The sequence below is a fragment of the Arthrobacter sp. D5-1 genome (assembly GCF_017357425.1).
GTDB lineage: Bacteria > Actinomycetota > Actinomycetes > Actinomycetales > Micrococcaceae > Arthrobacter.
This window is the reverse complement of sequence record NZ_CP014571.1, coordinates 3891314-3915048: the sequence shown is the minus strand read 5'-3', so window position 1 is coordinate 3915048 and position 23735 is coordinate 3891314. Positions and strand designations below refer to the sequence as shown.

The window sequence follows — 23735 nt, the reverse complement described above, 5'->3', positions numbered from 1 at the left end:
ACCCGCAACCCTTGACGTTACGTGACCTGAGTCATAGAGTGCTTTCACTATTCAATAACTAGATTCCGCATTGTGGAATCAGTACGAAGTGGAGATCCACGATGCAGACGACTTCATCAGTCGGCGTCACTGAGACTCCGGGAGACAAAGACGCAGGTGGCCCCAACCATCCGGTCGTAGGCAACACTGACCTCTGCGCCATTGCTTCCGAAGCATCAGGCCGTACCATCAGCCCCAGTCTTTACAACATCGACCTCGCTCCCACCAAGGCCAAAGGCCGCAAGTGGACCAGCTACAGCATCTTTACCCTCTGGGCCAATGACGTCCACAGCCTGGGTAACTATGCCTTCGCCATCGGCCTGTTCTCCCTTGGTCTGGGCGGCTGGCAGATTCTGGTGGCCCTCGGAATCGGCGCCATCCTCCTTTTCGCCCTCCTGAACTTCTCGGGGTTCATGGGCGAGAAGACCGGGGTTCCCTTCCCGGTCATGAGCCGGATCAGCTTTGGCATCCGCGGAGCACAAATTGCCAGCCTGGTCCGCGGCGCCGTTGCAGTGGCATGGTTCGGCATCCAGACCTACCTGGCTTCGGTGGTCCTCCGCGTCATGCTGGTGGCCATGGCCCCCGGCCTGAAGGACCTGGACAGCAACTCCATCCTTGGCCTCTCCACGTTGGGCTGGTTTTCCTTCGTGGCACTGTGGATTGTGCAGTTGGTGATCGTCAGCTTCGGCATGGAAATGATCCGAAAGTACGAGGCCTTCGCCGGGCCCATCATCCTGGTGACCATGGCTGCGATCGCGGTATGGGTCTTCATCGAAGCAGGCGGAGCCATCCAGTGGAGCGGCATCAAGGGCCTGGAAGGTACCGAAATGTGGCTCACCATTTTTGCCGGTGGTGCACTGTGGGTTTCCATCTACGGAACTTTCGTCCTGAACTTTTGCGACTTCACGCGCTCTTCGGCTTCCAAGAAGTCGATCGTCAAGGGCAACTTCTGGGGCATCCCCATCAACATGCTGCTCTTCGGCGCCATCGTTGTGGTGATGGCCGGTGGTCAGTACAAGATCAACGGCACTGTCATTGAGAGTCCCTCGGACATTGTGGAGAGCATTCCCAATACCCTCCTGCTGGTCCTGGCTTGCCTCGCCCTCCTGATCCTCACCATCGCGGTGAACCTGATGGCCAACTTCGTGGCTCCGGTCTACGCACTGACCAACTTGTTCCCGCGGCACCTGAACTTCCGCAAGGCTGCGTGGGTCAGCGGCACCATTGGCCTGGTCATCCTTCCGTGGAACCTCTACAACAATCCGATTGTCATCGTGTACTTCCTGGGTGGCCTCGGTGCGCTGCTTGGCCCGCTGTTCGGCGTCGTCATGGCCGACTACTGGCTGGTCCGCCGCGGCAAGGTCAACGTCCCCGAGCTTTACACCGAGGATCCCAAGGGTGCCTACTTCTACAAGCGCGGCGTGAACCCGAAAGCGATCATTGCCATGCTTCCGGCAGCCGGCATTGCCATTGCCATCGCTTTCATTCCCGGGCTGGCAGCAGCTGCACCGTTCGCCTGGTTCATCGGAGCCGGCGTCGCCGCTTTGACGTACTTCGCTGTCGCGGACAAGAAGCAGGTCCACGAGGACGTCTCCGGCGAGCCGATCGCCGTCGCCAGCACCCACTGACCCACCGAACGTCACGGCGTCGCCCGTCCTCCCGGATCCCACTGGCATAACGAGTTCCAGCAAGCGGATCCAAGCCAGCCGGCAGGGGACGGGCGCTGCCGTTGAGAGGAACTCCATGCGCATCCTTGTCGCAAACGTCAACACCACCCAGTCCATGACGGACTCCATCGCAGCCCAGGCCCGTGCCGCAGCTGCCCCCGGCACCGAGATCATCGGCATCACCCCGCGTTTCGGCGCCGACTCCTGCGAGGGGAACTTTGAGAGCTACCTCGCCGCGATCGCTGTCATGGACGCCGTGGTCAACTACGCCGGGCCTTTCGATGCCGTCATCCAGGCCGGCTATGGCGAGCACGGCCGCGAGGGCCTCCAGGAACTCCTGGATGTCCCGGTGGTCGATATCACCGAGGCCGCAGCCAGCACCGCGATGTTCCTGGGCCACAAGTATTCGGTGGTCACCACGCTGGACCGTGCGGTTCCGCTCATCGAGGACCGCCTCAAGCTCGCTGGCCTGGAGGCGCGCTGTGCTTCTGTGAGGGCCAGCGGCATGGCTGTCTTGGAACTCGAGGAGTATCCGGAGCGTGCTGTGGAGGCGATCGTGGGCCAGGCCGAGCAGGCAGTCCATGAAGACAAAGCCGAAGTGATAGTCCTTGGCTGTGGCGGTATGGCCGGACTCGATGAGGAGATCCGTCAGCGCACCGGCGTCCCCGTAGTGGACGGCGTGGCGGCGGCGGTCACCATTGCCGAGTCCTTGGTCCGTCTTGGCCTGTCCACGTCCAAGGTCAGGACTTATGCCACGCCGCGTCCGAAGACTGTCATAGGCTGGCCGATAACCTCAGCCCCAGCAACGCCACCCCAGCCAGCCGCAAGCCAAGCCGCGGGCTGACGCTGCCACCCTCTCATTTCCCCGAAAGGCAACCACATGACCGACTCCAGTCCGCCCACCAACCCGAGGGTCGCCGTCGTCACCGGGGCAGGTTCGGGGATCGGGCGGGCCGTTGCCCGGCTGATGCTCGCCGAGGGTTACCGCGTTGCGCTGGCCGGGCGCCGTGAGGCGCAACTGCTGGAGACCGCCGGCGACCATCCGGAGGCGCTTGCGGTTCCGTGCGACGTGACAGCGCCCGACGACGTCGCGCATCTTTTCGCGGAGGTCCGCCAGCGCTGGGGCCGGGTTGATGTGCTGTTCAACAACGCCGGGATCTTTGGGCCGGCCGGAGACGTCGGCGAGATCAGTGTGGACGAGTGGGAAGCGACGCTGCGGGTCAACGTGACCGGCTCCATGCTGTGTGCGGCCGAGGCTGTGCGGGCGATGAAGTCCCAAGAGCCCCAGGGTGGCCGCATCATCAACAACGGCTCCATTTCGGCGCATTCGCCCAGGCCCAGATCTGTGGCGTATACGGTGACCAAGCACGCGATGACGGGGTTGACCAAGAGCATCGAGTTGGATGGCCGGGAGTTTGGCATCACCTGTGGGCAGATCGACATCGGCAATACCCGCACCGAAATCATGGACACCATCGGCGTCGGCTCCGGCGCGTTGCAGGCAGACGGGAGCCGCAAAGTGGAACCCATGTTCCCCGTGGACGACGCCGCCCGGGCTGTGCTGATGATGGCCAACATGCCGGCGTCAGCCAGTGTGGGTTCCCTGGTGGTGACGGCTGCCGGCATGCCCTTCGTAGGCCGCGGCTAACCCAAGAGCCTGCCCCGACCGCCAGGCCGCGTACCGCCACCACCCACTTTGAAAGCCGTATGCCCGCGACACGCCTCACAAGGGGTGTGTCGCGGGCATTTCCGTGCTCAAAGAAGGTTGTGGAGGTGCAGGCGCGGACCTTCTAAACCAAATGTGACTTCCATAATACGGAAACGCATTTCCCCCTTGCGGAATGATGTGAGCGGGATTACATTGAAAATATCCCCCGAAAATGTGGGGCTGTTCCCAAACTGATTGGTTCAGATCAATGAAGATCCCAGACCCCGCGGCGCTGAAGGCGAGTTCGGCCCCGCAGAAGAAAAAGCGGCTGTACCAGTCGCTCTTTTTTCAAATCCTGATCGCCGTCGTCGCAGGTGTACTCATCGGCCATTTTTGGCCGACCATCGGGTCCGCCCTCCGGCCACTGGGTGATGGATTCATTCAACTCATCAAAATGATCATTGCCCCGCTGATTTTCCTCGTGATCGTCACAGGCATCTCGGCAGTGGGCGACGTCAAGGCGGTCGGAAGGGTCGGGGTCAAGGCGCTCCTGTACTTCACCGGCGCCACCCTCTTTGCCCTGGTTTTCGGCCTCATCGTGGGAAACATCGTTCAGCCCGGCGCCGGGCTGAACATCGACCCCTCCACGCTGTCCCAGGACGCCCTCAACGCCAAGACCGGAAACGCGCCTCCCAAGGACGCAGCAGCATTCATCCTGGATGTTATTCCCGTCAGCGTGATTGGCGCCTTCGCCAACAACAGCCTGCTCCAGGTCCTGTTCTTTTCGGTCTTCTTCGGTGCGGCGATCGTGGTTATCGGGCGGGAACGCTGCATGCCGGTCATCAGCCTCATGGAGACCGTCCTGGAGCTGATCTTCAAGATCATGTCCTGGATCATGAAGGTGGCCCCCATCGGCGCGTTCGGTGCCATGGCGTTCATCATCGGCCAGTACGGGCTGGGCACGCTCAGTACCTACGCCCTCCTGATAGCTGCCTGCTACGGTGCAGCGATTGTCTTCATCGCGTTGCTGTTCCTGGTGGCCTGGGGCTTCGCCCGCGTACCACTCTGGTCCTTCCTCAAATACACCCGTGAAGAGTTCCTGCTGGCGCTCGGTACGGCTTCCACCGAAGCGGTCATGCCGCGCATCATGACCAAGCTGACCAATGCCGGCTGCTCGCGTGCCACCACGGGTCTGGTAGTTCCCACGGGCTACTCCTTCAACCTCGACGGCGCCGCGATCTACCTCTCCATCTCGCTGCTGTTCCTGGCCCAGGCGTTCGGCCACAATCTTGACCTCGGCCAGCAGTTGGCTGCCCTCGGCGTGCTGCTCCTGACCTCCAAGGGCATGGCGGGCGTGCCGGGCTCCTCCTTCCTGGCGCTTTCCGCCACGGCAGCAGCGTTGGGCATCTTCCCTGTAGCCGGTGTTGCACTCCTCCTCGGAGCCGACCGCCTCATGGACTCCATGCGCGTGGTGGTGAACCTGCTGGGCAACTGCGTGGCAACGTTCGTGGTGGCCAAATGGGAAGGCCAGTTTGACCGCAGCGTCATGCTGCGCGCCTTCAACGGCGAAATCACCAACCATGACTCCGCCATCATGCTCGGCAAGGAAGAGGTGTTTGAGGAGCAAGAACTCGAACGCATCAGCGGTGGCCAGGAACCGTCCCCGAAGTTCCGCGGTGGCCCCGCGGCGGAGGACATCCCGCAATTCGAAATGAGCAAGCGGAGTGGCCAGGCGTCCACCCCGGACTAACTCCAGAGTTTTAGACAGCCAATGCCCTTAAGACACGGTCTTAGGGGCATTGGCTGTAGAAAAACTCCCTAGAGGGGGAGGAGCCCGGAGAGGTCCGCGCGCAGGCCGGACGCGGTCACCCGGTGGGTTGAAACCGCGTCCGCCCACGAAAGGCTGCCGGTCACCAACGAAAGCCACGTGGCGGCGTCGCACTCGATCACGTTCGGAGGAGTTCCGCGCGTGTGGCGGGGACCCTCCACGCATTGGGTGACGCCGAACGGCGGCACGCGGACCTCCACCGAATTGCCGGGAGCGCGGGCGGTGACTTCCTCCAGCGAGTAGCGGACCGCCGTCGCAATTAACGAGCGCGACGGCGGGTTCCCGGCAACGGTGCCCGGCGAACCAACGGTGCCGGAAGATTCGACGGCGGCCCGCCAGGCTCCCAGCGCGGCGCGGCCTTCCTCAATGTTGACGCGGCGTCGTGCAACGGCCATGGGTTTTCTCCTCTGAAGTACTAGTCGAGCAGGGCCGAGACGGCGTGGCCCAGCCGGATTTTGCCCACGGTGCGTCCGCCTCCGAGGACGGGCTCCACTACTCGTTCCAGGACGTTGGAGACGGCCGGAATGTCCACGGCTCCGCTCACGGCCAAGAGGGTGAGTCCCACCAAGGACGTGGCGCGGAGGTTCCCGTCCAGCATCTTCACGGCCACCGTTGCGCCGGTGGACGTGGCCAGGACCAGAATGCCCTCGGCGCCGATTTTCGCCAGGACCTCAAGTTCTTCCATGACGATGGTGTTGGACTCGCCCGTTCCTTGGACGGCCCAAGGGTAGTCCAGCATGGAGGTGGCGATGGTGGCAGCCCGGGCGTTGGAGGATTTATCCCCCGGGGACTTGGCCAACCGGGAATAGGCGCGGGCAATGCCGGTCAACGAGATGGCGGCAACAGGGGCACCGCACCCGTCGATCCCCAGGTGGGAGATGGGTTCGCCGCTGTATTCCTCAATGACGGACCGGACCCTCTGTTGGAGCGGGTGGTTCGGCTCAAGGTAGCTGCGCAGGTCCCAGCCGTTTTCGGTGCAGGCCCACAGGAAAGCGGCGTGCTTGCCGGAGCAGTTGAAGGCCAGCTTGGACTGGCCCCGCTCCGACCGGACCAGCCAGTTTCGGGCAGTCTCGTCCTGCGGCCAGGCGGTGGGGCACTGGAGGTTCTCTTCTTTCACTCCAGCCGCTTTGAGCATTCCCTCTACAACGTCCATGTGATCCAGGGACCCGGTGTGGCTGCCGCAGGCAACAGCAACCTGTGCGCCACGCAGGGGCACGCCGGACTGCATGGAGGCCAGGGCCTGGAAGGGCTTGAGAGTGGAGCGGGCGAGGATGGGGGCATCGATGTCACCGAGACGGGTGACCACCGAGCCGTCGCCGGCGAGAACAACGGCCGCGCCGATGTGCCGGGACTCTATAAAGCCACTTCGTTCGATCACTGCCAGTTCCACCGCGGACTCAACGCTGAACGTTTCATGCGAACTCATGGGCATAAGCCAAGTCTAGGGCGCAGCAAGGTCCGGTGAATGACACAGCTTAGGCCGCGCGCCCTTCACAAAGTACCCTTGAGGACTGTGAAGGTACTCGTCATTGGCCCAGGCGGCCGCGAACACGCCATTGTCCGCTCTCTGCTTGAAGATCCCAACGTTTCCGAGGTCCACGCGGCCCCGGGCAACGCGGGCATCAGCAAACTCGTTCCCACCCATGCGATTGATGGGAACAACCCGGAAGCCGTGTCTGCCCTCGCCACCAAGCTCGGCGTGGACCTGGTTGTGGTAGGACCCGAGGCGCCGCTGGCTGCCGGTGTGTCCGACGCCGTCCGCGAAGCCGGCATTCCGGTGTTCGGTCCCAGCAAGGAAGCTGCCCAGTTGGAGGCTTCCAAGGCTTTCGCCAAGCAGATCATGGCCGAAGCCAACGTCCCCACGGCCATGGCCCGCGTGGCCACCAACGCCGAGGAAGCTGCTGACGCCCTGGACACGTTCGGCGCGCCGCACGTCGTCAAGGACGACGGCCTTGCCGCAGGTAAGGGCGTCGTGGTCACCAAGGACCGCGCGGAGGCTTTGGCCCACGCGCAGGCTTGCTTCGACGCCGGTGGAACCGTGGTGATCGAGGAATTCCTTGACGGCCCCGAGGTTTCCCTGTTCGTCCTCTGCGACGGCCGCACCACTGTCCCGCTGTCCCCGGCGCAGGATTTCAAGCGCATCTTCGACAACGACGAAGGCCCCAACACCGGCGGCATGGGTGCGTACACCCCGCTTGAGTGGGCTCCCGAAGGCCTGGTCCAGGAAGTCATCGACCGCGTGGCCCAGCCCACCGTGGACGAGATGGCCCGCCGCGGCACCCCCTTCGTCGGCGTGCTCTACTGCGGCCTGGCCCTGACCTCCCGCGGAACCCGAGTCATCGAGTTCAACGTCCGCTTCGGCGATCCCGAGACGCAGGCTGTCCTGGCCCGCCTCAAGACGCCGCTCGGCGCGCTGCTGCTGGCAGCTGCCAAGGGCGAACTGGACACCGCCGAGGAGCTGCGCTGGTCCAAGGACACAGCAGTCGCCGTCGTCGTAGCCGCCGAAAACTACCCGGACGCACCCCGGACGGGTGACCGCATCCGCGGGCTGAAGAAGGTTGATGAGCTGGACGGCGTGCACGTGGTCCACGCCGGCACCAAGCTGGATGACGAAGGCAAGGTGATCTCCGCAGGCGGCCGCGTCCTTGCGGTTGTCGCGCTTGGTTCCGATCTGGTGGAAGCGCGCGAAAAAGCGTACGACGGCGTGGAGCTGGTTCAGCTTGAAGGCTCACAGTTCCGCACGGACATCGGTGGCAAGGCCGCCCGGGGTGAAATCCGCGTACCGCACACGGCCACCGGAACCATCCCGAAAGTGCAGGCCTAGGCATGACTGAAGGACTCCCCACCGGCGGGTTCGAAACGGAGACCCTGGAGCTTCCGGGCTGGACGCACGTCTACTCCGGCAAGGTCCGCGACCTCTACATCCCGGCCGATGAAGCCATCACGGAGAAGATCGGCCAAGAGTGCGTCCTGGTAGTGGCCAGCGACCGCATCAGCGCCTACGACCATGTTCTGAGCAGCGAAATTCCGGACAAGGGCCGCGTCCTGACGCAGCTGAGCCTGTGGTGGTTCGACCAGTTGGACGTGGAGCACCATGTGCTGGCGTCCACGGTTGACGGTGGCGTTCCTGCCGCCGTCGAGGGCCGGGCCATGATCTGCAAGAAGCTGGACATGTTCCCGGTGGAGTGCATTGCCCGCGGCTACCTCACTGGCTCCGGCCTGGTGGAGTACAAGGAATCCGGTACGGTCTGCGAGATTCCGTTGCCCGAAGGCCTCGTGGACGGCTCCCGCCTGGACAAGGCGCTGTTCACTCCGTCGGCCAAGGCCGAGGTGGGCGAACACGACGTCAACATCACCTACGACGACGTTGTGGCCATGGTGGGCGATGATATCGCCGCACGACTCAGCGAGCTGACGTTGAAGATCTACACCCGCGCCGAGGAGATCGCCCGCGAACGCGGCATCATCCTGGCCGACACCAAGGTGGAGTTCGGCATTGATGCAGCCACTGGCATCATCACGCTGGGCGACGAAGTCCTCACCCCGGATTCTTCGCGCTTCTGGGACGCGTCCACGTACGCCCCGGGCAAGTCGCAGCCCTCCTATGACAAGCAGTACGTCCGCGACTGGCTGACGTCCGCCGAGTCCGGCTGGGACAAGTCCTCCGACATACCGCCGCCCGCCCTGCCTGCCGAGGTTGTGGAGCGCACCCGCGCCCGCTATGTGGAGGCTTACGAGAAACTCACCGGCCGTACGTTCGCCTAAGCGTTAACGCAAACTGCCCCGGACCGTCTGGTCCGGGGCAGTTATGCTTTGACGCGGGCTACGCTTCCGAGTGCTCCTTCGCCGCACGGCGCTCAGCCAGTCGGATCTCCAGCACGGCGTCCATGGCCTGCTGGACCCTGTCTGAAGCTCCGGCCGCGCTGAAGTCGTGCTGGGCCTCTTCCAGGAACTGGAGGGCCTCAAAGGCTTCGCCGGCGGCTTTTAGTGACTTCCCGAGCAACAGCGAGACTTCGCCGGCAGTGTGGCGGGCCAGGACCTTGCGGTCTGCATGGATTTCGCGGAGCTTTTCGACGGCGGCCGGAATGTCGCCGGTCAGGTACAGCCAGCGGGCGCGAATGAAGGCAACCTCCAGCTGATCCGTCTTGTTTCCGCCCACAATGGACAGCGCGAGTTCCGCACGTTCAATGGCGGAAAGGGTTTCCGGTTCCACGATCCCCGAGGACAGCCGGACCGCTGCGGAGGCTTTGTTGAAGCGGGCCCACAGTTCGATGTCGTTGGCGGGGGAGAGGAGCTTGGCCGCGCGCTCGTGGTGCTTGATCCCCTCCACATAGTCGTGGCGCATGAAGGCCACGTTGCCTACCACCCACGCCACCTCGCCGGCGAGCTGGGACATGGAGTGCTCGTCCATGTGCTCGATCATGGCCAGGCAATACTCCCAGGCCTCATCAAGCTTGCCGCTCTCGGCAAGTGCACCAATCAGCGCGCGGTGCGCGCCGATGATGAGAGTGGAACCCTTGGGCAGCTGTTCGCTGAGTTTGACGGCTTGCTTGGCATGCTCGACGGCGGTGGCCAGCTGACCTTGTCCGTGACACACCGCGGCAAGCATCTGCCAGGCGCGCACTCCCAGGCCGGCGGATTCGGTGCCCATAGGGTGCTCCAGGAGGTGCTCAACGATTTGCTGGCATTCCTTCAGCTGCCCTTGTTTCATGACGCATTCGGCCTGCATGTACGTCATGTTCCACCAGGCGCTGTTGTTCTTGGCCTCAAGGGCGATCTGCGCGGCGGTGGCGGCGTGGCTGGCAGCGAGTTGGTAGTCGCGGAGGTCCCAGGCTTGCCGGGCGTAGAGTCCGGCGAGGACGTACTCTGCGTCGCTCACGGAAACGGGTTGGCTCCACGCTTCCAAGGCTTTGGGCGCGAGTTCGAGCCGGCGCGCCAGTTCTTCGATGACCTCAGCCGTTGGTTCGCGACGGCCTGTTTCCAGCAGCGAAATGTAGCTGGGCGAATACAGGTTTTTGCCGAGCTCTGCCTGCGTCAACCCACGTTCGAGCCGTTCGGCACGTAGCTTCTCGCCGAATCCGTTTCCCACGGGTCCCTCCTACAGGTGTCTTTTGACCAAAACCTTGACAGTCTCTGTGGAAAACATTTTACAATGTATGTCAACAGGGACCGTGCAATTTCCGTAACGAATCCGACTCGCATTGGGGTACTACATCATGTTCAAGAAAATCATCGCTTCAGTGGCCGTGGCGGGCGCACTGACGTTCGCAGTCGCGGCTCCCGGTGTGGTCTCTGCTGCTCCCGCAGCCGATTCCAGCACCGTCAGTGCTATTGGCAACTGGCCCGATCCTATGCGCGTAGCGGCGCCGACCAAGTCAACGGACACCACGTACACGCCGATGTCCATCGGCAACTGGCCGGACCCCATGTAAATCAATTGTAGTAAAAGAAACCCCGGAGCGTGACGAGCGATGCTCCGGGGTTTTCTTTTTGCTCATTCGCAAGGACAGGGGAAACACAAAAGAGGGTCTTCCATGTGGAAGACCCTCTTTGTTTGGTCGAGGTCCTAGGATGTTACTCGAACCGGGCCAGCTGGACTATCGACAAGCTCGATGTCATCCGCGACGCCCTGGATCGGATCGATGCAGCTGAACTCCGCCGTCCTCCAGCCAAGAAGCCTCGTCCCGCGCATCGCTACCGCCTGACTGATCGCTTCACACCCGACGAACTCAATCAGCTCGTCGCTCGCTACCAAGCCGGCGAGATGAGCACGGCACTGGCAAAAGAGAGCGGTATCTCAAAAACGGCTTTCCTTCGCCTCCTGGCTGAACGAAATGTCCGCACTCGGTCGCGTAAGCTCACCGCCGCCCAAGGAGAGAAGATTCTCCAGCTCCGAAGGCAGGGAATGACCATCCGTACTATCGCCAAGCAAGTCGGCTGTAGCTACGACACGGCGAGAATCTTCTTGCTGACGAGCAGCGAGGGAAAAAGTGCGTAGAAATGAGAAAGCCCCGCACCACCATGCTAAATCGCATGTGGTGCGGGGCTTGCGTACTCAGTCACTCAGAACTCGGCTAACGAGTCGTTGATCTCCGGAGACAACCGACTTGCCACCGATCTTGGACTTGCCATATATCTTGGCTTTGCCCTTGACGTGTGCGTGGTCGGCGACCTCAGAGGCGCCGGAGACAGTTGACTGGTCGAAGACAAAGGCTCTGTCGCCGATGCGAGCGTTACCTCGCACCTTTGCGTGACCATAAACTCTCGACCTGTCGCCCACTTGCGCGTTACCTCCAACTTCGGCATGGTCATATACCCATGCCTGTCCGGAAATGACTGCGTGGTCTGTGATGAGGGCATTGCCAGCGATCCAGGTGTTGCCGGATACGCGGGCATTGCCGCAAATCCGGACGCCGCCCACGGGACCCTTGGTAGTTCGCTCAAATATGGATTTGAGTATGTCAACGGGGCTGGCATCTTGGACTCTCGCATTGTCACACACGACAGCATTGCCGAAGACACTGCTGTTGCCGTCGATACGAGCCGTATCAAGAACCTTCGCATGGCCTAAGACCATGGCGCGAGGGCCAATGTACGCTGTCTCGGCGACAGTTGCAGACTCAGATACCCACCCTCCGCCATTTGGATGACGGTGGCAGATCTGACCTGCAATTTCTTTCGTTTCAATGACTGTAGACATGTGAAACCTCTCTGCTGGCCTTTCCTGGCAAGGGAGGTTGCGCCTGTGTGGCAACCAGCTGAACAGGCGACTGATAATTCCGTCGTCAGAAGGGCTGGTTGCCACATGTCTCGTGAGCTGAGTGATGATTATGTACTCGAAGAGCGCTCGACCTAAAGGGAGGCTTACGACCTAATCATTATATACGATTTTACTTGAAATGTCAAGCATTGTTGGCTGTTTGCTTTTGTATCTCTATACAAAAAGAGCTCCAGAGAGCTCTTTTCTTATCGATTGATGCTTTTTGTTTCGAGTAAGCATCCTTAGGTATCAATTGGTCGAGGTCCTTGCATGTTATTCCAGGCATGCCCTCCACAAATTGGACCAGCTCATGACGATCGCCGCTGCCCTCGAACGTGTGGATGCTGGCCATATGAAGTCACGCCCGCCGCAAGCTATTCTGAAGACTCAGCGCTACCGCATCGCCGATCGCTTCAGCTCGGATGAACTGGCTCAGTTCGTAGCTCGCTACCAAGCCGGCGAGATGAGTACGGCACTGGCACGTGAATGCGGCATCGCCAAGTCAACCTGGCTCTTCGCGGTTGATGGTGAAACAGGTTCCGTGTCTTGAAATCTGAAGGGCTCGTAGCCCTGCTGTGATGGATGTTCTCTACGCATTCATCAAGAGTCAGGAGCTACGAGCCTTGAACGAGCCTACTTCGCCGCGCCCCGATGCTGCCACCGCCATTTTCAACCTGCCCGACTACCGGGTCACCGGCACCGAGGTCCTCGCCTTCGGGCAGCGACGGATCCGCGTCGTGGCCACCGCCGAGGCCGGCTGCCCGTCCTGCGGCGTGATCAGCACCCGCGTGCATTCACGCCGGTCACAACGCCTGCGTGACATCCCTGTCGCCGGCCCGGTCGAAGTGGTCTGGGCCAAGCGGAGGTTCTTCTGCGATGAGTACCTGTGCCCCCGCCGGACATTCACCGAGGAGACAGCCGAGGTACCGCGCCGGGCACGGTCCACCCGCCGGCTCCGTGAGGCCCTGGTGGCCGCCGTGATCGGTTCCGGGAGGGCCGCCGCCGAGGCTGCCTCTTCATTCGGTGTCTCGTGGTGGCTTGTCCAGCGGGCACTGGATTCCGCGGCGCTGACGCTGCCCGATGTCGATGCCCTGGCACCGCGGATGCTCGGCATCGATGAACACCGCTACCGGTCCGTGCGGTTCTTCCGCGACCCTGCCACGAAGGCCTGGAAACGCTACGAACCCTGGATGACCACCATCGTCGATCTCGACACCGGACAAGTCCTCGGGATCGTTGACGGCCGCGACAGCGAGGGGGTAGGAGACTGGCTGTTCGCCCGCCCGCTTCAGTGGCGGCTGGGCGTGCAGGTCGTTGCCATCGACCCCTCGGCGGCGTTCCGCAAGGCCCTGCGGATGTGGCTTCCACGCACCGCTGTCTCAGTCGACGCGTTCCACCTGGTCAAGCTCGGCAACGACATGCTCACCGAAGTCCGGCAACGACTCACCCAGCAGACCCATGGTCGGCGGGGGCGCTCCATCGATCCGGTCTGGGCCAACCGGCGACTGCTCCTGCGCGCCGGGGACACGCTCTCGGATCGGGCCCGGGACAGGCTCAGCAACGTGTTCGCGACCGACGATGTCACCGGGAAGCTGCAGGCCGCGTGGCTGGTCAAGGAACAGCTCCGGGCCCTGCTGACTACCGGCTCTCTTGCCGACGCTGCCGCCGCGAAGGACCGGCTGCAGGTCCTGGTCGAGCGAGCCGCGCAGCCGGAGACGAACCGGCTGTGGCGCACAATCTGCCGGTGGTGGAAAGAGATCGAAGTCCTCATTGTCACCGGTGCGACAACCGCGAAAGTGGAAGCCAACAACACCGCGATAAAACACATAAAGAGGCTCTTCACGGTTCGTGGTGAACGTTCTGCCGTGAGGGATGTTCATGCCGCTGTTCTGGCGGCACTGCGCAACAGGATACGGGTTTTGTAGTTGCGTGCGTTGGTGAATCCCCGACCCGTCCTCTTTATGTGTTTTATCGCGGTGTTGTTGGCTTCCACTTTCGCGGTTGTCGCACCGGTGACAATGAGGACTTCGATCTCTTTCCACCACCGGCAGATTGTGCGCCACAGCCGGTTCGTCTCCGGCTGCGCGGCTCGCTCGACCAGGACCTGCAGCCGGTCCTTCGCGGCGGCAGCGTCGGCAAGAGAGCCGGTAGTCAGCAGGGCCCGGAGCTGTTCCTTGACCAGCCACGCGGCCTGCAGCTTCCCGGTGACATCGTCGGTCGCGAACACGTTGCTGAGCCTGTCCCGGGCCCGATCCGAGAGCGTGTCCCCGGCGCGCAGGAGCAGTCGCCGGTTGGCCCAGACCGGATCGATGGAGCGCCCCCGCCGACCATGGGTCTGCTGGGTGAGTCGTTGCCGGACTTCGGTGAGCATGTCGTTGCCGAGCTTGACCAGGTGGAACGCGTCGACTGAGACAGCGGTGCGTGGAAGCCACATCCGCAGGGCCTTGCGGAACGCCGCCGAGGGGTCGATGGCAACGACCTGCACGCCCAGCCGCCACTGAAGCGGGCGGGCGAACAGCCAGTCTCCTACCCCCTCGCTGTCGCGGCCGTCAACGATCCCGAGGACTTGTCCGGTGTCGAGATCGACGATGGTGGTCATCCAGGGTTCGTAGCGTTTCCAGGCCTTCGTGGCAGGGTCGCGGAAGAACCGCACGGACCGGTAGCGGTGTTCATCGATGCCGAGCATCCGCGGTGCCAGGGCATCGACATCGGGCAGCGTCAGCGCCGCGGAATCCAGTGCCCGCTGGACAAGCCACCACGAGACACCGAATGAAGAGGCAGCCTCGGCGGCGGCCCTCCCGGAACCGATCACGGCGGCCACCAGGGCCTCACGGAGCCGGCGGGTGGACCGTGCCCGGCGCGGTACCTCGGCTGTCTCCTCGGTGAATGTCCGGCGGGGGCACAGGTACTCATCGCAGAAGAACCTCCGCTTGGCCCAGACCACTTCGACCGGGCCGGCGACAGGGATGTCACGCAGGCGTTGTGACCGGCGTGAATGCACGCGGGTGCTGATCACGCCGCAGGACGGGCAGCCGGCCTCGGCGGTGGCCACGACGCGGATCCGTCGCTGCCCGAAGGCGAGGACCTCGGTGCCGGTGACCCGGTAGTCGGGCAGGTTGAAAATGGCGGTGGCAGCATCGGGGCGCGGCGAAGTAGGCTCGTTCAAGGCTCGTAGCTCCTGACTCTTGATGAATGCGTAGAGAACATCCATCACAGCAGGGCTACGAGCCCTTCAGATTTCAAGACACGGAACCTGTTTCACCATCAACCGCGAAGAGCCCATAAAGAGGACGGGTCGGGGATTCACCAACGCACGCAACTACAAAACCCGTATCCTGTTGCGCAGTGCCGCCAGAACAGCGGCATGAACATCCCTCACGGCAGAACGTTCACCACGAACCGTGAAGAGCCGTCAACCTTCCTTCGGATGCTTACCGAGCATGGCGTCGACGCTCGACCTCGCGGCCTAACGCCAGCCAAAAAGAAGGAGATTCTTCGACTGCGTAAGCAAGGGATGGTTATCCGTGAGATCGCGAAGCGCGTCGGCTGCAGCTATGACACCGCCCGACTGTTTCTCTTGGCCAGTGTCTCGGATTAGTCCCCGGGTCTTGTTATCTTTGTCTTCTCCTCGAATACAGGCCTTCCTCAAGACCCCGGTGATGCCAAGTAGTAGGCTGAAAAGGCCCCCAGCCCGCCGTATCGGTGGACTGACATAGCCGCTGAGAGTGACACAAAAGCTTCCTGAACGGCTATGGTACGGGGTGGTTGGGCAAGGACTGAAGCGGAATGTAGAAGCTGGCTAATTTTCGTTTCTTGGCCCTCAGCGTACCGAGCATGCTGACCATCTAAGCGGGGAATTATCATCAGAGATCTTCAAGCGCGTCGGCTGTAGCTTCTTACCACGAAGTATCTATGAGGCTGACGAAGCTTAGTGGAAAGCCGGTTTGCTCTTAGCGTCCAAGATATCGAGCACGACGGATTCGCCCATTTCTTCAGTTTTCAAGGCGTCTTCATTGAGCGCAAATGCAGGGCGTCCGTCCTTATACTGAAAAAGTTCACCCAACTGGCGCTCACACGCAGAGCACGACAGTCCGTCGTCCATGCCAGCACCGATATTTATCCGGATTCGATTCCAGTAGCAACGGAGGAGCGGACCTGGCCCATCCTTCTGGTAAACGAACAACGGATGACCACAGGCAGCACACGTGCATCGTAGAAAAACGGAGTATCCGCCTCGATGGGTTTGGTATTTATCCACAAAAGGAATTAAATCAATCATTACATATCCTCAGTGCTATTATGCACGTAAGTTGGCGTATTTTTCTGCTTTGCGGCTTTCCTCAGATAAGCTAATTCATCTGGTCTTATGTTCCTGGCAGAGTTTCCCTGGGTGAAACGCTTTAGAACAGTCTCAGCTGTCGCGCCGGACTGACTATCGGTGCCGAGGTCTTGCCCGAAGTCTATCCAAACGCAGTCTCGGTCTCTTGATCGCAAGTCATGAAACCCCAGAGGCAGATATCCCCCCTCGGCAAGAATCTCAAAAGCTGCCGACAGCGCACCGATCATGCCACTCCGTCGAGGCGCATCGGCCGCGTTGAGTCTCTCCCAAAAGGAGTACTCGATACGCTCTTCAAGAATCGTGCCGTCACCCACCCAGAACCGCCGCGGGACATCTAGACCGAGCTCACGGAGGTCAGCGTGTCTCTGCTGCCACGTTGACAATGTCTCTGCAATGGGTCGCGACATTGTCACGCAAGCCTTCAAAATGAAGGCCTCCAAATCTCCGGATGCCTTCACTACGTCAAACGGCAGGACGTACGTCTCCCCGCCGCCAAGGGTCCACTCTCCGTGTTGTCTGATCTCGAAGTTGTCATCCGGGGATTCGATGATCCCAAGACGCGCCAGGGCAACCGTGAGAAGAGAAGTGCCTGTCATTCGAGTCAACTGGGATGCAACATCGTCCACAACTAGTTCTCTATCTTTATGACGTCGTTCAATGCTTCAGCGGCGTCCTTCTCCTCCGTGATGTCATAAATATTGACTGGCCCATCCACCGTGTCGATGATCGCATCGCTCACTAAAGCGTGCAGCTGATCGACGTTGCTTCCCGCCTTCAGCAGAAGCTTGCCGAACGAAGTGTCTTCGGCAGCGAACTTCGATCGAGTCAAAGCAACGAAGCGCACGATTTCAGCCATCCCCTCCACGGGGCCAGCTGATAGGTGTACTCCATTGAGACTCGGATTGAAGTAGTGCAGCCCGAGGGCCTCCGCGTTGTCGAAAATTGTTCGTCGCAATGATCCTGGTTCTGCAACTGCCGGATTGGTTGCGCCTACCATATTTCTGCGCAACGACGCCCAATCAGTCTGGCCTCGCAGGACCAGCATCAGAATTGCTGACTCAGAATCCTCGTAGCGGTCCACTTGGTCTGGATGGAAGCCATTCAGTATGCCTGTAAGTCGGCCGCGATACTTGATCCAGCCGCAATGAACACCGCCAGCCGCGCGGTAAGACGTTGAGTTCTCGTATAAGACCGTTAGCGCTTCACCGGTGAAACTAGGATGTGATTCAAGAAATTGATGTCCGCCGAGGAGTTCCGCATCGCGACCTTTCTCGGGGGCTTGCGCGTACAGGTTCTCTAATGCGTCTACATTGAGCGCCGACGCGCCTTCTCGTGACACTTTGTCTATAACGCCGTAGTGGCTTCGCATAACCGAATGCGAGGCCAGACACGCGCCAGGGATCACGAACGCTCCGGCGATCTCAAGCCCATACTCGTCGAGGGCCGTAAGAAGAAGATTGAGAATCTTGTCAAAGTTACTGGCCGGCAGGGATGTAATCTCAGGCTTCAGGAAGAGGCAGAGTTCGTTCACAACACTTGTGGTGCCCTCGTAGCGATCCAGTTCTACGGGAGCGCCACTCTCCACCGCATCAGAAATAGCACCTTTTACCGTGGTTGATGAAATCATTGAATCTGTAAGCTCCTGGATGTGTCGTCATCGAATTAAGTGGCGACCATATCTGAATTGTGAGTCTGAGTGCCTTGGATGCTGTAAACACAGGTGCGGCGGGCGGTTGCGCCGCCGCACCTGTGTTTGACCGTTTTAGGCCGGATCCTCGAGGAAATGGTTGTCGACGTAGAGTTTGTCGCTGTACTGCTTCTTCAGCAGGTCATTCGTGGGCTCGATCATGACGCGCCTATCACCATGAACTACAGGAAGCCCCGCGCTACGAAGCGCTTCAACCTTCAATGGGTTGTTAGTCATGACAACGATGGACTTCACCTGGAGATCTTTAAGCATTTCTGAAGCGACGAAGTAACGGCGACTATCTCGCGGGTATCCGAGCTGCTCGTAAGCTTCCGACTGCGAGACACCCGTACGCTTTATCGACTGCGAAGCGATGTGAGCCATCATGCCGTTCGCTCTGCCCTCGTGATCCAGCCATAGCACGACGCCTCGACCCTGTTCGCGAATGTACTCCATGGTGATCGCGAGCTGCTCGCGACAATCACACTCAGTACTGAGGAAAACGTGGGCTGTGATGCATGACGAATGGACTCGGCACAATACGTCTTCCTGACCAGCTACGTCGCCATAGACCATAGCGATAGCCTGCTGCATCCCGTCCCAGTAGACGATGTGTGTCCATTCTCCGCACAGCGTCTCAAGTTGACCTCGAGCCAGTTCCTTTATCACGATAGCCCCTCCCTAGTAAGCTGCTATGTCGCTTGACGCAGGTACAAGCAAGAACCGTCCCGTAGTCAAACTGATCCAGTATAACAGCTGTCTGTTGTACCCGAACACCTTGGGTAGCGGTGGTGGAAAATTCCTGCTCGCCCGGAATCGGTAGCGATCGAGTTTGATATTCTCACCGGGCGCACCCGATGTGCACTTCATAGTGAGTCTTCTTCTACTCGGTAGTGCTTCGTCTTTGTTGACTCGGAGTGAGAGGAGAGCTTTTCCTAGTCCGTATATCCAATTCGAGGACCATGGCGTGGGCTCTCAGTTCTGGGCGGCCGCGATCATATTCCGGACTGCCTTCGGTAGCATCGACAGAACTTTGACCTCATCGACCAGATAAGAGAAGTTGACCCAGGTCTGTTGTCGAATGTTCTCCGCTGTCGTTCCGTGCAGCATGGCCAGCGCTATTTCGACTTCGGCAATAGCACCCGGCTGCCTGGGAGACGAGGAGTGACGGTTCCCGGACGGATGATCAGTCTCCACTAGGAGTCGATCAAGCGGGATCATTGCTAGTTCGTTAGCTCTCTGCATGTTGGCCGCGTTGACGGAGAATCGGCAACCAAGATCAAGGGCTCGTTTCGTCTGGGCTTCTGTGCCTCGCCACCAGTGAAGTACTACACCCTTGACTCTTACAGCTTCTAGGGCGTCGATGGTTCGTCCTGCAGCGCCCGCGCTGTGTACGGACAGAATTCTTGGGGTTTCTTGTAGCTGTGTGAGGATCGACCGGAAGACCCTGTCTTGGTCTGCTATCGATACCCTGGATCGACCATCCAGCCCAACCTCACTGACATAGGCACTCGAGGATATGAGTTCTGCAAACTTAGATGGTTCGTAGGCATTTTGTGCTTCGGTGATGCCAGGGTGACAGCCCACCCCCCAGATGGTGACCTGATCCTTGCGACTCTTGACGCTCTTGTATTCGTCGAGTGTCCTTGTGGCCGCAAAAACAACGGCGCCTAGCCGCTCCAGATCAGCGGTGCTGATCTTTGGGCTGACATGCGCGTGAAGATCTAATGGGGGAAGGGACTTGGTCATCCGAGGACACTCCTAAGCTCGTCGATGCCGCGCTGGCAGAGTGCAAGTGCGCCCTTTGCGGGATAATCTTGCGGTAACGACATAGTCATCACGTCACGTGAACGGATGCCGCGACGAGCGAAGTCGCGCATAGGTTCCACAATGGACTTTTGCTTGACGAAAGCGTTGAACTGGCCGCTAGTGTCATCGACGAGGTAGGTACTCTTGTCCGGCACTCCTGAGGCAGTGAACGACGACTTTCTTACAAGGCATCCAAAGCACACCCCACAAGAGGAGCCTGCTGGCGCGCCGCTATAGCGCGCATCCGTGTGGGAGCAAGAGTTGGTTGCAGAGAGATACGTTGATGCCGCGTCGGCACCAATCGCATCTGCGACCCGTTGAAACATCTCTCCTTTAGTGAGGCGCTCGAAAGGATTTTCGATTTCTCCGTGACCTCCGACGCTTCGCATTAGTTCGCTCAATTCACAGAGGAACCGGGGATGGGTTGTGTGCGTGGATAGGCTGCCGCGGCGATCAGCACCAAGTGGAGGGTTCAGTGATGCGAAACCGTTCTCGGGGATCCATAGTTTCGAGTTGGCCCGTTCAGCCACGGCAAGTCCAAGGGCGAGGAATAGCAATGAGCGCGATCGGCTCGAGGGCTCATCTCGAAACGTTGAACCATCGAGCCGTTTCGACCCGCGGTGGAGTCTGAATTGGTGATGAACTTGTCGTACTCCCGGCGCGAGTTCTCCAATTGATGACACGATGTTCTGTTGAACGGGCGAGAGCGCGGTCGAGCTGAATTGGGAAACTAAAGCATGGGATTTGCCTTCACCAAGCTCTATCGCTGACAACAGGGCGCCCGCTGCGGAGTCAGCGCCGCCACTAAGGAGTACCGTACGGTCGAAATGTTGTTCGTCGAGGGGTAGTGCAGCCACCTCAGGGGCTGTAGCTTGTGCAAACTGAAACGACCAGCGGTCGCCAGAAAGGAATCCGACCGTCTGACTGAGCTTCTGGGCGTGCGCGGTCCACGTGGAGGGATCATTAACCTCGACTGTGATATCGAAGTCGCGGGCATTCCAGTTCGATCCTCCACCTTTGCGGCGTACTGATCTATCGGCCCCGAAAACCGCTAGGGCAATCCGCACCAAATCCACATTCAGTGGATTAACAGCTCCGATTCCGCCCAGATGAGGGTCGACTGATCCAACGAATGTTGATCGTCCATCTCGTGTCCACAGGAACGTCTCGTCGTAGCCGCCGTTTTGTTGAGCCGCCTCAGCGTTAGCGTCAGAGATGGTCAGTAGTATCCGGGTCATGACTGCACTCCGAAGATCATTCCGATATCCCGGATGCCAGTTTCGATAGCCTGCGCCATCTCTTGTTCGGTTGCACCAGTGGGATTAAGAGATGCCTGCGCCGCATACTCGGCGGCAACATCGCGGATCTGCCGCTCGACGCCGTGGCGCTTCTCATAACTGATGTCCTTCGCGTAGATGGTAGACGAAACCTCCGTCAGTGCAGTCTCAGCGATGGTCGTCTCGATTGACTTCCGTACAACCTCTTCTGGTGTCGGCGGTTGATTGATTGGCTGCTCAAGAATCCAGGCGACGACATCAGCGACGATGTCGCGCTCCTCGGCGTCTGCAATGGTGCTATCCGCCGGGGCTCCAAACGCAGCCTCGACGATCTTGATACCGATCGATACAGGATCACCAAGCGCCTTCAGATCGTCATAGTTGAGTCCAGCCTGCTGCAGAACTTCGCGATTTGCAGATGAGTACGCCAAAGCGAGGCGACCAGCTCGGCCGGCAGCTCGCGATACTCGTCCGACAGAGCGTGTGGCGCCACCCGAGGATCGGCCTCCGCCGCCACCCCGGCCACCACCGCCACCGGAACCAGGGCCGTCACCTCCTCCGCCGCCACCACGCGGGCGCAGGAGCACGCGCAGCGCTGGCCCAAGATCTATTCCGGGGCCCTGCACCGGAAGTGTGGATGGCGATGACTCGCTAGGGTTGCCCGATTCATCAGGGCCGCTCGAATCCGCGCCGTCGGCAGGTCCAGGTATCCCCGGCCCGTCAAGCCAGTCGGCGATGTTATCGCGCAGATCACTAGCGTCTTTGCCGCCGCTTCCCCCAAATGAGCCGCTAGTTCCCATTGATTTTGCTCCAGCCTCCCTCAACAACTCTGATCGCCGCCTGTAGCTGCTCGTCGTCAGTTGATGTCTTCCAGACGTCGAGTACAGGTTGGAATGATGCTGCATCGAGTGGCCGCAGCTTGACGATGGTTGCAGGCTCTACGTCGGCAGCCGGCAATCCCTTGAGTGCAGCAATGACGTTCGGCAGAGTGACAGGTTGTTCGTGTGCTATACGAAGGAGACTCTCTACGGTGAATTTCTGGATGCTTGGCTGATCACGGGTACGCCGGCCAAGATGACTCACTAATGTCTGAGCATCGAGCTCGGGCAGAGCCTTGAGCGTTTCATCGGTAACGCCGGCACGATCAAGTTTGAGGCCAGAGGTCAGTGCAGCGGCAAGGTCACGAAGACGTTCCGGCAGGCCAGTATCGATAACTTCGATCTTTGCGAACGACGCCGCCAAGTACAGGTAACCGGATATTGCTGTTGCGTCCAGGGCAGGGGGGAGCTTTGCCCAGCGCCGGAGGGTGTCTGTGAAAGCATCCTCTCGCGTTGCAGCAGGTGTCTTCTCCTCGGGCTTTGCTGTTGATGCGCGCTTGCCTTTGACGGGTGTTTCCTCGACCGTGTTGCTACTCTCAGTGTCCGTCGGCTGTGCGGTGCCGTTGGCAGCGAGTTCCAGCGCTTCAAGCTTGTCTCGTAATTGATTAGACGCCAGCCAACCGAGAACGATGCGGAAGTCATCGGTAAGAATTCGCTCAAGCACCATCAGCTTGGCGACCTCGTCGGCTTTCAGCGTGAACCCTCGGCGGCTTGAAATAGCTCGGCGGACATTCAGGTCATTTAGGAAGCGCTTGATGCGGCGCGGGTTCCCGTGGAACTTCTCGTAAAGAATCGGCGTCAGACGTGCGGCCGTAATCAGGTGGTCGCCAAGCCCACCGCCTTCCTGCACTTCAATGTCATCGAGGCTGCCGCCGTCGATTCGAAGATCGTCGCACTGGGTAACGAGTTCCTCGTAGGTGGCATCATCGATTTCGCTGTCGCTCTTCGCTAGCAAGAGAAAGAGGTAGGCCTCAGTGTCGAAACGACTCAGGGCTGGCAATGGGATCGTGGTTTGGACGATCTTGTGTAGATAGAGCTTCGCTGGGTCTTCATCTTCTGGGCCACCAGGGCGCGTTCCAAACTTCTGCTGAATAGCTTCGGCAACACGATCCTCATCCGCCGCAATAACGAATGACATTCCCTTGGCAGATAGGAAGAGTCGGATGGCCTCAAGTGTTTCGACGACTGTGTCGGGTAGGCACCGATCAAGGTCGTCAACAAGCACGACCACCCGAGACAGGTGTTGAAGGGCAGGATCGGCGAGGAGATCTTCGAAATCCTTCCGGAATGCCGCCATCCCCTTTTCAGTTTCGAGGCTTTCCGGGTCATCGCTGACAAGATCGAAGACGTCATCGACGCGGGGGAGCTGCATCGTGATAGCCGTGCGAGTGGCCATCTTGACCGCTTTCGACCAATTGACCTTTTTTACGAGTTTCTTGAAGGCCTCGAGACCCGCCTTGCCGATGGGGTCCTCGGTATCGAATTCATCGTTCAATGCGGTAAGAACTTCGGCAATGAGGCTCTCTTTGGGCCCGACTGCAGGGTCGTAGCCCCAGGGTTGCGTCGGAATCACCAACACCTTTCCGTCCGCGGTGTCGGATCGCTCTTCGATTTCGGCCTTAACTAGTTCCAAGACACTGGTCTTGCCGCTACCCCACGCGCCTGAAAGGCCAACGGCGACCGGATCAAGTTCGTCATCGAACAAGGCATCGGCAACAGTTTCGGCAACTGCGCGGAAGGCCAGAAGGTCTTGGATGGCTGGTTCATCCGACAACAGCGGGAATGTCGCTTTCATAGTGCGCG

General features: G+C 60.2%; 23 protein-coding genes. 10 read left to right on the top strand and 13 right to left on the bottom strand.

All coding sequences use genetic code 11. The features are described 5' to 3' along the window. The first annotated feature begins 101 nt into the window (after positions 1–101). From AYX22_RS18010 to AYX22_RS17995, 4 genes are all read left to right on the top strand, one after another. Positions 102–1667 (top strand): NCS1 family nucleobase:cation symporter-1, encoded by a 1566-nt coding sequence (locus AYX22_RS18010; protein WP_207594675.1) that lies wholly within the window; start codon positions 102–104, stop codon positions 1665–1667. A 115-nt stretch (positions 1668–1782) separates the two neighbouring features. Further along, the gene (locus AYX22_RS18005; RefSeq protein ID WP_207594673.1) at positions 1783–2550 is read left to right on the top strand and encodes an aspartate/glutamate racemase family protein; all 768 of its coding nucleotides are present in this window, start codon (positions 1783–1785) and stop codon (positions 2548–2550) included. A gap of 36 nt (positions 2551–2586) precedes the next feature. Further along, on the top strand, positions 2587–3354 hold the full coding sequence (locus AYX22_RS18000) for an SDR family oxidoreductase (protein ID WP_207594671.1): 768 nt from the start codon (positions 2587–2589) through the stop codon (positions 3352–3354). A 268-nt stretch (positions 3355–3622) separates the two neighbouring features. Further along, complete coding sequence (locus tag AYX22_RS17995; RefSeq protein WP_207594669.1) at positions 3623–5104, top strand: cation:dicarboxylase symporter family transporter; 1482 nt, start codon at positions 3623–3625, stop codon at positions 5102–5104. A gap of 68 nt (positions 5105–5172) precedes the next feature. Here the strand turns inward: AYX22_RS17995 and AYX22_RS17990 are convergent, their stop codons facing one another. Together AYX22_RS17990 and AYX22_RS17985 are read right to left on the bottom strand one after the other, a co-directional pair. Then, positions 5173–5577 carry a sterol carrier family protein gene (locus tag AYX22_RS17990; RefSeq protein ID WP_207594667.1) on the bottom strand — a complete coding sequence of 135 codons (405 nt, stop codon included), beginning with the start codon at positions 5575–5577 and terminating at the stop codon, positions 5173–5175. 20 nt (positions 5578–5597) lie between these two features. Beyond that, entirely contained in the window at positions 5598–6614 is a 1017-nt protein-coding gene (locus tag AYX22_RS17985) for an asparaginase (RefSeq protein ID WP_207594666.1), read from the bottom strand. Positions 6615–6647: 33 nt separating this feature from the next. On the opposite strand from AYX22_RS17985, the gene purD reads away from it, so the two are divergent. Beyond that, positions 6648–8006: a phosphoribosylamine--glycine ligase gene (purD, locus tag AYX22_RS17980; protein WP_207594664.1), complete on the top strand. Its 1359-nt coding sequence runs from the start codon at positions 6648–6650 to the stop codon at positions 8004–8006. 2 nt (positions 8007–8008) lie between these two features. Further along, positions 8009–8947, top strand: coding sequence for a phosphoribosylaminoimidazolesuccinocarboxamide synthase (locus AYX22_RS17975; RefSeq protein WP_207594662.1), 939 nt, complete (start codon positions 8009–8011; stop codon positions 8945–8947). Positions 8948–9005: 58 nt separating this feature from the next. Here the strand turns inward: AYX22_RS17975 and AYX22_RS17970 are convergent, their stop codons facing one another. Further along, positions 9006–10271 (bottom strand): helix-turn-helix transcriptional regulator, encoded by a 1266-nt coding sequence (locus AYX22_RS17970; protein WP_207594660.1) that lies wholly within the window; start codon positions 10269–10271, stop codon positions 9006–9008. A 127-nt stretch (positions 10272–10398) separates the two neighbouring features. Between AYX22_RS17970 and AYX22_RS17965 the strand changes: the two genes are divergently transcribed. After that, complete coding sequence (locus tag AYX22_RS17965) at positions 10399–10614, top strand: hypothetical protein (RefSeq protein WP_026546560.1); 216 nt, start codon at positions 10399–10401, stop codon at positions 10612–10614. Positions 10615–10643: 29 nt separating this feature from the next. Continuing rightward, entirely contained in the window at positions 10644–11180 is a 537-nt protein-coding gene (locus tag AYX22_RS17960) for a helix-turn-helix domain-containing protein (protein WP_207594658.1), read from the top strand. 57 nt (positions 11181–11237) lie between these two features. Here the strand turns inward: AYX22_RS17960 and AYX22_RS17955 are convergent, their stop codons facing one another. Then, entirely contained in the window at positions 11238–11882 is a 645-nt protein-coding gene (locus tag AYX22_RS17955) for a hypothetical protein (RefSeq protein WP_207594656.1), read from the bottom strand. Between the two features lie 370 nt (positions 11883–12252). Between AYX22_RS17955 and AYX22_RS17950 the strand changes: the two genes are divergently transcribed. Both AYX22_RS17950 and AYX22_RS17945 read left to right on the top strand, forming a co-directional pair. Continuing rightward, positions 12253–12492 (top strand): hypothetical protein, encoded by a 240-nt coding sequence (locus AYX22_RS17950; RefSeq protein ID WP_207594654.1) that lies wholly within the window; start codon positions 12253–12255, stop codon positions 12490–12492. A 28-nt stretch (positions 12493–12520) separates the two neighbouring features. Then, a complete protein-coding gene (locus AYX22_RS17945) occupies positions 12521–13867 on the top strand; it encodes an ISL3 family transposase (protein ID WP_242703394.1) in 1347 nt (448 codons plus the stop codon). Here the strand turns inward: AYX22_RS17945 and AYX22_RS17940 are convergent. The 9 genes from AYX22_RS17940 to AYX22_RS17895 all read right to left on the bottom strand — a co-directional run bounded on the left by AYX22_RS17940 (position 13819) and on the right by AYX22_RS17895 (position 23727). Beyond that, positions 13819–15153: an ISL3 family transposase gene (locus AYX22_RS17940; RefSeq protein ID WP_231941989.1), complete on the bottom strand. Its 1335-nt coding sequence runs from the start codon at positions 15151–15153 to the stop codon at positions 13819–13821. The two genes, AYX22_RS17945 and AYX22_RS17940, sit on opposite strands and share 49 nt — an antisense overlap. Positions 15154–15870: 717 nt before the next feature. Next, positions 15871–16221 carry a hypothetical protein gene (locus AYX22_RS17930; protein ID WP_207594651.1) on the bottom strand — a complete coding sequence of 117 codons (351 nt, stop codon included), beginning with the start codon at positions 16219–16221 and terminating at the stop codon, positions 15871–15873. Continuing rightward, positions 16221–16907 (bottom strand): hypothetical protein, encoded by a 687-nt coding sequence (locus tag AYX22_RS17925; RefSeq protein ID WP_207594649.1) that lies wholly within the window; start codon positions 16905–16907, stop codon positions 16221–16223. The genes AYX22_RS17930 and AYX22_RS17925 overlap by 1 nt, the downstream gene beginning before the upstream one ends. 2 nt (positions 16908–16909) lie before the next feature. Then, entirely contained in the window at positions 16910–17908 is a 999-nt protein-coding gene (locus AYX22_RS17920; protein WP_207594647.1) for a hypothetical protein, read from the bottom strand. A gap of 135 nt (positions 17909–18043) precedes the next feature. After that, entirely contained in the window at positions 18044–18637 is a 594-nt protein-coding gene (locus AYX22_RS17915) for a hypothetical protein (RefSeq protein ID WP_207594646.1), read from the bottom strand. 306 nt (positions 18638–18943) lie between these two features. Next, positions 18944–19717 carry a TatD family hydrolase gene (locus AYX22_RS17910; protein ID WP_207594644.1) on the bottom strand — a complete coding sequence of 258 codons (774 nt, stop codon included), beginning with the start codon at positions 19715–19717 and terminating at the stop codon, positions 18944–18946. Next, positions 19714–21015 (bottom strand): hypothetical protein, encoded by a 1302-nt coding sequence (locus tag AYX22_RS17905; RefSeq protein WP_207594642.1) that lies wholly within the window; start codon positions 21013–21015, stop codon positions 19714–19716. Before AYX22_RS17905 ends, AYX22_RS17910 begins: the two co-directional genes overlap by 4 nt. Continuing rightward, positions 21012–21485, bottom strand: a complete 474-nt coding sequence (locus AYX22_RS17900) for a hypothetical protein (RefSeq protein WP_207594640.1) — start codon at positions 21483–21485, stop codon at positions 21012–21014. Before AYX22_RS17900 ends, AYX22_RS17905 begins: the two co-directional genes overlap by 4 nt. Positions 21486–21843: 358 nt before the next feature. Next, on the bottom strand, positions 21844–23727 hold the full coding sequence (locus tag AYX22_RS17895; RefSeq protein WP_207594638.1) for a P-loop NTPase fold protein: 1884 nt from the start codon (positions 23725–23727) through the stop codon (positions 21844–21846). Positions 23728–23735 lie beyond the last annotated feature (8 nt).

Excerpts from the sequence above, each read along its gene's own strand:
- AYX22_RS17965 (WP_026546560.1), top strand. The coding sequence starts at position 10,399 with ATGTTCAAGAAAATCATCGCTTCAGTGGCCGTGGCGGGCGCACTGACG.
- AYX22_RS17920 (WP_207594647.1), bottom strand. The coding sequence starts at position 17,908 with ATGATTTCATCAACCACGGTAAAAGGTGCTATTTCTGATGCGGTGGAG.
- AYX22_RS17895 (WP_207594638.1), bottom strand. The coding sequence starts at position 23,727 with ATGAAAGCGACATTCCCGCTGTTGTCGGATGAACCAGCCATCCAAGAC.
- AYX22_RS18005 (WP_207594673.1), top strand. The coding sequence starts at position 1,783 with ATGCGCATCCTTGTCGCAAACGTCAACACCACCCAGTCCATGACGGAC.
- AYX22_RS17930 (WP_207594651.1), bottom strand. The coding sequence starts at position 16,221 with ATGATTGATTTAATTCCTTTTGTGGATAAATACCAAACCCATCGAGGC.
- AYX22_RS17990 (WP_207594667.1), bottom strand. The coding sequence starts at position 5,577 with ATGGCCGTTGCACGACGCCGCGTCAACATTGAGGAAGGCCGCGCCGCG.
- AYX22_RS17950 (WP_207594654.1), top strand. The coding sequence starts at position 12,253 with ATGACGATCGCCGCTGCCCTCGAACGTGTGGATGCTGGCCATATGAAG.
- AYX22_RS17975 (WP_207594662.1), top strand. The coding sequence starts at position 8,009 with ATGACTGAAGGACTCCCCACCGGCGGGTTCGAAACGGAGACCCTGGAG.
- AYX22_RS17910 (WP_207594644.1), bottom strand. The coding sequence starts at position 19,717 with ATGACCAAGTCCCTTCCCCCATTAGATCTTCACGCGCATGTCAGCCCA.
- AYX22_RS17995 (WP_207594669.1), top strand. The coding sequence starts at position 3,623 with ATGAAGATCCCAGACCCCGCGGCGCTGAAGGCGAGTTCGGCCCCGCAG.
- AYX22_RS18010 (WP_207594675.1), top strand. The coding sequence starts at position 102 with ATGCAGACGACTTCATCAGTCGGCGTCACTGAGACTCCGGGAGACAAA.
- AYX22_RS17940 (WP_231941989.1), bottom strand. The coding sequence starts at position 15,153 with ATGGATGTTCTCTACGCATTCATCAAGAGTCAGGAGCTACGAGCCTTG.
- AYX22_RS17905 (WP_207594642.1), bottom strand. The coding sequence starts at position 21,015 with ATGACCCGGATACTACTGACCATCTCTGACGCTAACGCTGAGGCGGCT.
- AYX22_RS17985 (WP_207594666.1), bottom strand. The coding sequence starts at position 6,614 with ATGCCCATGAGTTCGCATGAAACGTTCAGCGTTGAGTCCGCGGTGGAA.
- AYX22_RS17945 (WP_242703394.1), top strand. The coding sequence starts at position 12,521 with ATGGATGTTCTCTACGCATTCATCAAGAGTCAGGAGCTACGAGCCTTG.
- AYX22_RS18000 (WP_207594671.1), top strand. The coding sequence starts at position 2,587 with ATGACCGACTCCAGTCCGCCCACCAACCCGAGGGTCGCCGTCGTCACC.
- AYX22_RS17955 (WP_207594656.1), bottom strand. The coding sequence starts at position 11,882 with ATGTCTACAGTCATTGAAACGAAAGAAATTGCAGGTCAGATCTGCCAC.
- purD (WP_207594664.1), top strand. The coding sequence starts at position 6,648 with ATGACACAGCTTAGGCCGCGCGCCCTTCACAAAGTACCCTTGAGGACT.